General features: G+C 67.2%; 9 protein-coding genes. 2 read left to right on the forward strand and 7 right to left on the reverse strand.

Annotation, left to right across the window (positions count from 1 at the left end):
• Positions 1-564, forward strand: a 564-nt coding sequence (locus BGN95_RS02770; protein ID WP_502688240.1) for a glycoside hydrolase family 130 protein, incomplete at its 5' end; no start/stop codon positions are given.
• A gap of 59 nt (positions 565-623) precedes the next feature.
• Here BGN95_RS02770 and BGN95_RS02775 read toward each other — a convergent pair.
• Positions 624-2588, reverse strand: coding sequence for an OPT family oligopeptide transporter (locus BGN95_RS02775; protein WP_286771553.1), 1965 nt, complete (start codon positions 2586-2588; stop codon positions 624-626).
• A 104-nt stretch (positions 2589-2692) separates the two neighbouring features.
• On the opposite strand from BGN95_RS02775, the gene BGN95_RS02780 reads away from it, so the two are divergent.
• Positions 2693-3979: a homoserine dehydrogenase gene (locus BGN95_RS02780; protein WP_265268412.1), complete on the forward strand. Its 1287-nt coding sequence runs from the start codon at positions 2693-2695 to the stop codon at positions 3977-3979.
• A gap of 102 nt (positions 3980-4081) precedes the next feature.
• Here BGN95_RS02780 and BGN95_RS02785 read toward each other — a convergent pair whose 3' ends face one another.
• The 6 genes from BGN95_RS02785 to BGN95_RS02810 all read right to left on the reverse strand — a co-directional run.
• On the reverse strand, positions 4082-4420 hold the full coding sequence (locus BGN95_RS02785) for a DMT family protein (protein ID WP_179511684.1): 339 nt from the start codon (positions 4418-4420) through the stop codon (positions 4082-4084).
• 54 nt (positions 4421-4474) lie between these two features.
• A complete protein-coding gene (locus BGN95_RS02790) occupies positions 4475-4687 on the reverse strand; it encodes a hypothetical protein (RefSeq protein ID WP_286771554.1) in 213 nt (70 codons plus the stop codon).
• 56 nt (positions 4688-4743) lie between these two features.
• Positions 4744-5976, reverse strand: a complete 1233-nt coding sequence (locus BGN95_RS02795; protein ID WP_286771555.1) for a multidrug effflux MFS transporter — start codon at positions 5974-5976, stop codon at positions 4744-4746.
• 138 nt (positions 5977-6114) lie between these two features.
• Positions 6115-6792, reverse strand: coding sequence for a monofunctional biosynthetic peptidoglycan transglycosylase (mtgA, locus tag BGN95_RS02800; RefSeq protein ID WP_265268416.1), 678 nt, complete (start codon positions 6790-6792; stop codon positions 6115-6117).
• A gap of 85 nt (positions 6793-6877) precedes the next feature.
• Positions 6878-7780 (reverse strand): RNA polymerase sigma factor RpoH, encoded by a 903-nt coding sequence (gene rpoH / locus BGN95_RS02805; RefSeq protein WP_179511681.1) that lies wholly within the window; start codon positions 7778-7780, stop codon positions 6878-6880.
• A 67-nt stretch (positions 7781-7847) separates the two neighbouring features.
• Positions 7848-8303: RluA family pseudouridine synthase (locus BGN95_RS02810; protein ID WP_286771556.1), on the reverse strand; the 456-nt coding region annotated here is incomplete at its 5' end.

Genomic DNA, 8303 nt, shown 5'->3' on the forward strand with positions numbered 1-8303 from the left:
TATAACGGTTCGCGCATCCAGTCCGAATTGATGCGGACCAGGGATTTCCGGGCGTTCGACCTCGTGCCGATGACCGGAACCGCCGCGCGCAACAAGGGGATCGCGCTGTTCCCGCGCAAGGTCGACGGCACCTATATGGCGATCGGGCGGCAGGACGGGGAAAATCTCTACCTGCTCAAGACGAATGACCTGACGCATTGGGACGACGGCGATCTGATCCTCAAGCCGGAACATCCGTGGGAATTCGTCCAGATCGGCAATTGCGGCGCGCCGATCGAGCTCGACGAGGGCTGGCTGCTGTTGACCCACGGGGTCGGCGCGATGCGCAAATATTCGATCGGCGCGGCGCTGCTCGACAAGAACGATCCGGGCAAGGTGCTGGGGCGCACGCAGGAGCCGATCCTCGCCGCGGCGGATCAGGATCGCGAGGGCTATGTGCCCAATGTCGTCTATACCTGCGGGGCGATGAAGCACGGCGACATGCTGTTCATGCCTTATGGCATCGCCGACAGCTCGGTCGGCTTCGCCTTCGTCGGGATCAAGGATCTGCTGGCGCTGATGTGATCTTCGTCCCCCTTAACTCCCCTCCCTGGTGAAGGGAGGGGAGAAGAAAGAGGGGCTTGTCAGCCGCGCGTCACCAGCGTGCGCGTCCAGCGGTAGAGCCACCAGGTCAGCGCGATGAACAGGATCGTTCCGCCGACCAGTGCGATCGGCGCGAAGCCGTTGCCGACCACCGCCAGCGGCGAATCGCTGCCGCTCGCCGCGACGATGCCGGCAAAGGCCACCCCGAACAGGCTCTCGCCGACGATCATCCCGGTCGCGAGGAGCACCCCCAGCCGCTTGGCGCCCTCGGCATCGTTGCGGCGGTCCGACCAGCGGTCATAGATCCAGCCGAGCAACGAGCCGACCGTCACCGGCAGGATCACCGCCATCGGCAGATAGATGCCGATCCCGACCGCGAGCGGCGGCAGTCGGAGCAGCTTGGCCCGCCCCATCGCCTCGTCGAGGATGACGAAGCCGATTCCGGCGAGCGCGCCCCAGCGCAGCATCGGCCAGTTGAGGTCGCCCCCGAGCACGCCCTTCGCCAGCGCCGAGATCAACCCGGCCTGCGGCGCGGCGAGTGCCTGCGGCCCGGCGCCCGGCGCGCCCGCAAAGCCGAAGGCGGTGTTGAGCAGATCGAGCACGATCGGAACCACCAGCGCGCCGAAGCAGACGCCGATGACGAGCGCGACCTGCTGCTTCCACGGCGTCGCGCCGACGAGCTGGCCGGTCTTGAGATCCTGGAGATTGTCGTTGGAGATCGTCGCCACGCCGAACACGATCCCGGTGACGATCAGCGCATAAGCGATCAGCGCCTGCGCGGTATCGGGCGGGGTGCCGCGCCCGAACAAGGCGACGAGCAGCAGCGAGGCGGCGATGATCGACAGGATGCCGATCGCCGAAACCGGCGAGTTGGATGCGCCGATCAGCCCGGCCATATAGCCGCACACCGCGGCGATCATAAGCCCGATCACCAGCACGAAGAGCAAGGCGCCGCCGATCAGCAGCGCCCCCGACGCGGCGAGCGGCCCGCCCGCGATGACGCTCCACAGCAACACGCCAATCGGCACGAGCATCGCCAGCGAGACGAGCCCGACGACACCGATCGGCAGATCGCGTTCGGTGAGCGCCAGCACTTCGCCGCCACGCCGCGCGCGGCTCGCGGCGAGCGCCGAGGCGATCCCGCCGATCACCGGGCGCGCGATCTTCGCCAGCGCCCACACCGCCGCGACCCCGATCACCCCGGCGCCGAAGAAGCGCACGTCGGCGCGGAACACCGTATTGGCGAGTTCCTCGGCGCTGCCGCCGAGGTCGCTATGCGCGGTGAGGATCGGCAGCAGCACCCACCAGCCGGTCGCCATCCCGACGAGCTGCGCCATCCCGACCGACAGCCCGACGAGATGCCCGACCCCGAGCAGCGCGAACGACAGCCCCCCCGAAATCCCGGTCGCGCTCGCGCCGATGCGGAACCAGCGTGCGGTCTCCGCCGCGGCGAGCTTCATCTGGGTCAGCAATGCGAACCCGGCCGAGGCGAGGCTGCCCCAGATCAGCACCGAGAGCCCCTTGGCGCTCTCCGCCCCGCCGTCGCGCGCCGCCGAGCCGACTTCGAGCACCTCCGCCGCCGCGCGCCCCTCGGGATAGGGCAGGTCGGTATCGACCACCAAGGCGCGGCGCAGCGGCACTGAGAACATCACCCCGAGGATGCCCCCGGTCGCGGTGATCGCGGCGGTGGTGACGAAGGGGAAGCCGTGCCACCAGCCGATCATCACCAGCCCCGGCAGCACGAAGATGATCGCCGCGAGCGTCCCCGCCGCGCTGGCGATCGTCTGGACGATGTTGTTTTCGAGGATCGAGCTGTCGGGAAAGGCGCGCAGCACCGCCATCGAGATCACCGCGGCGGGGATCGAGGTGGCGAAGGTCAGCCCGACCTTGAGCCCGAGATAAACGTTGGCGGCGGTGAACAGCAACGTGATGATCCCGCCGAGCAGGATGCCGCGAAAAGTGAGTTCGGCAACGCCCGCGCGTTGCCGGTGGGGATCGGTAGTCATCGGCGATCACTAGCGGGGCGCAGGGGGATGGGGAAGCCACAGCCCCTTGCCGCCGCCTCCTTCGTGGCCCAAGAGCGCGCGACTTACAAAATTAGGGAATCGACATGGCGGAAGCGTTGCGAGTTGCGCTGGCGGGGCTGGGAACGGTCGGATCGGGCGTGATCCGCGTGCTCGAGGCCAATCGCGCGCTGATCGAGCGCCGCGCTGGCCGGGCGATCGAGGTCGTCGCGGTCTCCGCGCGCGACCGCACCAAGGATCGCGGGGTCGATATTTCGCGATTCGAATGGATCGACGATACCGTCGCGCTTGCCGATGTCGGCGCCGATGTGGTGGTCGAACTGGTCGGCGGGGCGGATGGCCCCGCGCTGGCGCTCGCCCGCGCGACGCTCGGCCGCGGCAAGGCCTTCGTCACCGCCAACAAGGCGATGCTCGCACATCACGGGCTCGAACTGGCCGAAGCGGCGGAGAAGGCCGGCGTCCCGCTCAAGTTCGAGGCGGCGGTTGCGGGCGGTATCCCGGTGATCAAGGGGCTGCGCGAAGGCGCGGCGGCGAACGAGATCGCACGCGTGCAGGGCATCCTCAACGGCACCTGCAACTTCATCCTCTCCAAGATGGAGGCCGAGGGGCGCGATTTCGGCGATGTGCTCGCCGAGGCGCAGGCGCTTGGCTATGCCGAGGCCGATCCCAGCTTCGACATCGACGGGGTGGATGCGGCGCACAAGCTGTCGATCCTCGCCAGCCTGTCGTTCGGCACCCGCCCGGCGTTCGACGACGTCGCGATCCGCGGCATCCGCCAGATCCTCGCCGGCGACATCGCCGAGGCGGCGGCGCTTGGCTATCGCATCCGGCTGATCGGTCAGGCAGAACTGGGGCAGGGCGGGCTGTTCCAGCGCGTCCAGCCGCAGCTCGTGCCGCAGGATCATCCGCTGGCGCATGTCACCGGCTCGACCAATGCGGTGGTGGCGGAGGGCAATTTCGTCGGCCGCTTGCTGTTCCAGGGCGCGGGCGCGGGCGACGGGCCGACCGCCAGCGCGGTGATCGCCGACCTGATCGATATCGCGCGCGGCGAGGCCGGCCCGCCCTTCGCGATGCCGGTGACCGCGCTCGCCGATGCCGGCCCGGCCGATACCGGCGCGCGGCGCGGGCGTTTCTACCTGCGCTTCATGGTCGCCGATCGCGTGGGGGTATTGGCGGAGATCGCCGCGGCGATGCGCGATGCGGGTGTCTCGATCGAGAGCCTGATCCAGCGCGGCGCCAATCCCGACGGCAGCGCCCTGGTGGCGATCGTTACGCATGAGGCGCCGGAATCGGCGATCGCGGCGGCGCTGGAGCGGTTGCGCGGCTCGCAAAGCCTCGTCGGCGAGCCGATGTGGATGCCGATCCTGGCCTGATCCGTTTTCCCCGTTCGGGCTGAGCTTGCCGAAGCCCCGCACTTTTCTTTCCAACGAAGAAGGGCAGCCCTTGGACAAGGTCAGGGCGAACGGGTTAGGTCTTCACGGCCGCCCGGCGAACATGAACAGTGCCGCACCGATCAGGCAGGCGAACGCGCCGGCGTGGCGCCAGCTCAATTGTTCGCCGAGCACCGCTACCGCGAAGATACCGAAGACGAGGAGGGTGATCACCTCCTGCGCGACCTTGAGTTGCCCGCCGCTCCACCCGTGCGCGTAGCCGATGCGGTTGGCGGGGACGGCGAGGCAATATTCAGCGAGCGCGATGCCCCAGCTGATCAGGATCACCAGCGGCAACGGCTTCGCCATCCCGCCTTTGAGATGCCAATACCAGGCGGTGGTCATGAAGCAGTTCGAAAGGATCAGCAGCGCGATCGTGGGCATCGCGCGACCGTGGCACCGGCGCCGCCGATCCGCAACGCCATAGGCGCCGGCTGGTTATTTCCCGCCGTCGGTTTCGTTGAGGCTATCGACGTCGTCGTCGGCCTCCAGATCGACGTCGAGATCGGGATCGAGATCGGTGATGATCGCCCCGTCGCGTCGCCCTTCGCGCGTCACCTCAAGGATTTCCGCGCGCTGGCTCTCGTCATAGCCGTCCTCGTCGAACCCGTCGTCGCCCGAACCGTGGCCGTAGATCTGCCGTCCACCCATCGCCATTCTCCTCCTTCGCAAAAGCGCGAACACTCAGGAGGGCCGGGCGGTTCCCTTCAGGCGAGCGGGCGGAAGAGGCGGCCGCGCTCGGTGATGAAGGCGAGACCGATCGCAATCACCGCCGCGACGAGGAATCCGGCGGTCAGCGGCCGCGTCGTCCCGTCGAACGCCTGCCCGATCATCGTCCCGATCGCCGAGCCGAAGGTGAGCGAGATGAACCCCTGCACGCTGGCGGCGGTGCCCGCGATATGCCCCATCCGCTCCATCGCCATCGCCGAGAAATTGGCGCTGGAGAGCGAAAAAGCGGCGAAGGTCAGCGCCTGAAGCATCGCGAAGGTCACGATCGTCTCATGCCCGGTCATCGCGATCGCGAGGTGGATCGCGCTGATCACGATCATCGCGCAGACCGCGCCGTGGCTCAGCCGCCGCGTGCCGATCCGCATTACCAGCCGCGCATTGGTCATGTTGCCGACCATCATCATCCCAGCGCTCAGCGCGAAGATGACGATCAGCAGATGCGGGCGCCCAAAGCCGTCGGCCATGATCTGTTCGATCGACCCGAGATAGCCGTAGAGGCAGGCGGTCAGCGCGGTGGTGGCGAGCGTATAGCCGAGCGAGAGCCGGTCGGAGAGCGTCGCGCGCCACCCGGCGAGGATCGCGGGGAGGCGGATCTCGCGGCGGTCCTCGGGGAGCATCGTCTCCGGGATGCGGATCGCGACCCAGATCATCACGAGAAGCGCGAGGCCGGCGATGATCCAGAAGATCGTCCGCCAGTTGCCGAACAGCAGGATGCCGGCGCCGAGCCCCGGCGCGATGATCGGGATCGCCATGAATACCATGAAGGCGAGCGACATGATCTGCGCCATCGCGCGCCCGGCGAAGCAATCGCGCACCATCGCGATCATCCCGATGCGCGATCCGGCGATCGCGGTGCCGCCGAAGAAACGCGCGGCGAGCAGCAGCGGGAAGCTCGCCGAAATCGCCGCCAGCACGTTGAGCGCGGCATAGGCGGCGAGCGAGCCGATCATCATCCGCCGCCGCCCGAAACGATCGACCAGCGGCCCGTGGAACAATTGTCCGATGCCATAGCCGGCACCGAACACAGTGATCACGAACTGGCGATGATTGGCGACGGTGACGTGAAGCGACTGGGCGATATCGGGCAGCGCGGGGAGCATCATGTCGATGCCGAACGCCCCCATCGCCATTAGCGCGGCGACGATCGCCACGAACTCGCCGAACGGGATCGGCGCGCCGCGCGGGGCGTCAGAGGGTGCCGATGAAGCCATGCCCGCCGCGTTACCGGGCCGGGCGCGGGAAGTCACCTATCTGTTTGGAAACTGTGTGGTGCGACCGGCCGCTCGCCGTGCCTGCTTAACTTCCCTCCCGGGTGAAGGGAGGGGAGAAGTAGGGAAGGAGGGAGGGTTTCAGCGCAGGCAGCTATCGAGCCCGTTGCGCTTCACCACGCCGACATAGCCGGCCAGCCGGTTGCCGTGGCGGCGGACGAAGCCGCTCGGGTCGACCGCCTCGCGCTTCTTGGGCAGCGGCAGGACGGCGGCGATCCGCGCGGCCTCCGTCGGGGTCAGGTGGCTCGCGCTATGGTTGAAATAGCGCATCGCGCCAGCCTCCGCGCCATAGGTGCCGATCCCGGTCTCGGCGACATTGAGATACATTTCCATGATCCGGCGCTTGCCCCAGATCGTCTCGATCAGCACGGTGAACCACGCCTCGAACGCCTTGCGGACATAGCCGCCGCCCTGGAACAGAAAGACGTTCTTGGCGGTCTGCTGGCTGATCGTCGATCCGCCGCGGATGCGCCCGCCCTCGGCGTTGCGCCACGCCGCCCCGGCGATCGCCTTGTAATCGAAGCCATGATGCGAGCAGAAACGCGCATCCTCGCCCGCGATCGCGGCGCGCGCCATATTGGGGTCGATCTCGCTCAGCGGCTTCCACTGTTTGGTGATCGAATGGCCGGAAAGCAGGTCGCCCATCATCGTGAAGGTGAACGGCACCGGCACGAAGCGCAGGATCACCACCCACAATACCGACAGGCCGACGAACCACAGGGCGATCTTGCCACCGATACGAAGCACATGTGCGATCATGCGGTGTGGTTAGGTCAATGGAAGGTGTATTTCCAATACCCAAACCTCGTCATGCCGGGTCAAGCCCGGCATGACGAGGGGGCGCTCAGGCCGGCAGCAACCTTTTCTCGCCCGCCAGCCGCATCATCGCCTTCTGCAGCTTTTCGAACGCGCGCACCTCGATCTGGCGGACGCGTTCGCGGCTGACGCCATAGACTTGCGAGAGCTCCTCGAGCGTCTTGGGATCGTCGGTCAGCCGGCGTTCGGTGAGGATATGCTTCTCGCGGTCGTTGAGGTCGTCCATCGCGGAGACGAGCATCTCGTGCCGCACATCGGCTTCCTGCGCGTCGGCGATGACATTGTCCTGCAGCGGCGCATCATCGGCGAGCCAATCCTGCCACTGGCCCTCGCCGTCCTCGCGCATCGGCACGTTGAGGCTGGTATCGCCCCCCATCGCCATGCGGCGGTTCATGCTGACCACCTCGGCCTCGGTGACGCCGAGATCGGTGGCGATCTTCGCCACGTCCTCTGGCCTGAGATCGCCGTCCTCAAACGCGTCGAGCCGGGCCTTCATCCGGCGCAGGTTGAAGAACAGTTTCTTCTGCGCCGCGGTGGTGCCCATCTTCACCAGGCTCCACGAGCGCAGGATGAATTCCTGGATCGAGGCGCGGATCCACCACATCGCATAAGTGGCGAGGCGGAAGCCGCGATCGGGCTCGAATTTCTTCACGCCCTGCATCAGCCCGATATTGCCCTCGGAGATCAGCTCCGACACCGGCAGGCCGTAGCCGCGATAGCCCATCGCGATCTTCGCCACGAGGCGGAGGTGCGAGGTGACGAGCTGCGCCGCCGCCTCGGTATCGCCATGCTCCTGGAAGCGCTTGGCGAGCATATATTCCTGCTCGGGCGCGAGGATGGGGAACTTCTTGATCTCGGCGAGATAGCGGTTGAGGCTCTGCTCTCCGCCGAGCGCAGGGATCGTCGCGGGGACGTTGCTGCGATTTGCCATGATCCTAACCCTTTCCCTTTGTCGGGAAGCGGCGGCCTGCGAGTGCTGGGCCGCGCCGTCTCCCACTCTATACGTTGAGCTGAATGAACAGTTCCTGCATGTCAGCAGGCATTGCGCTATCGAATGATAAAGCGGTTCTTGTTATCGGATGGATGAACCCCAGCCGCGCCGCGTGCAAGGCCTGCCGTCGGAAACCGAGCGTTTCGAGGATCGCACGGTGCGCCTGTTTGGTCCGCCCGTAGACCGGGTCGCCGAGCAGGGCGTGGCCGAGCGAGGCCATATGGACGCGCACCTGATGCGTCCGCCCCGTTTCCAGCCGGCATTCGACCAAAGCCGCGTCGCGCCGCAGCCGCTCGACCGTGCGGTAATGCGTGACGGCGCGCTTGCCGGTCGCGACGATCGCGATCTTCTTGCGGTTCTGCGGGCTGCGCGCCAGCGGGGCATCGACCTTGCCCGCGGGCGGGGCCGGCACCCCGGCGACGATCGCCAGATAGCGGCGGTCGATCGAGTGATCGGCGAATTG

Origin of the sequence: Sphingomonas sp. 66-10 (genome assembly GCF_001897045.1) — a bacterium.
Taxonomy (GTDB): Bacteria; Pseudomonadota; Alphaproteobacteria; order Sphingomonadales; family Sphingomonadaceae; genus Sphingomonas; species Sphingomonas lycopersici.

Coding starts and splice junctions, on each gene's coding strand:
- BGN95_RS02775 (WP_286771553.1), bottom strand. CDS start 2,588: ATGACTACCGATCCCCACCGGCAACGCGCGGGCGTTGCCGAACTCACT.
- BGN95_RS02780 (WP_265268412.1), top strand. CDS start 2,693: ATGGCGGAAGCGTTGCGAGTTGCGCTGGCGGGGCTGGGAACGGTCGGA.
- BGN95_RS02785 (WP_179511684.1), bottom strand. CDS start 4,420: ATGCCCACGATCGCGCTGCTGATCCTTTCGAACTGCTTCATGACCACC.
- BGN95_RS02790 (WP_286771554.1), bottom strand. CDS start 4,687: ATGGGTGGACGGCAGATCTACGGCCACGGTTCGGGCGACGACGGGTTC.
- BGN95_RS02795 (WP_286771555.1), bottom strand. CDS start 5,976: ATGGCTTCATCGGCACCCTCTGACGCCCCGCGCGGCGCGCCGATCCCG.
- mtgA (WP_265268416.1), bottom strand. CDS start 6,792: ATGATCGCACATGTGCTTCGTATCGGTGGCAAGATCGCCCTGTGGTTC.
- rpoH (WP_179511681.1), bottom strand. CDS start 7,780: ATGGCAAATCGCAGCAACGTCCCCGCGACGATCCCTGCGCTCGGCGGA.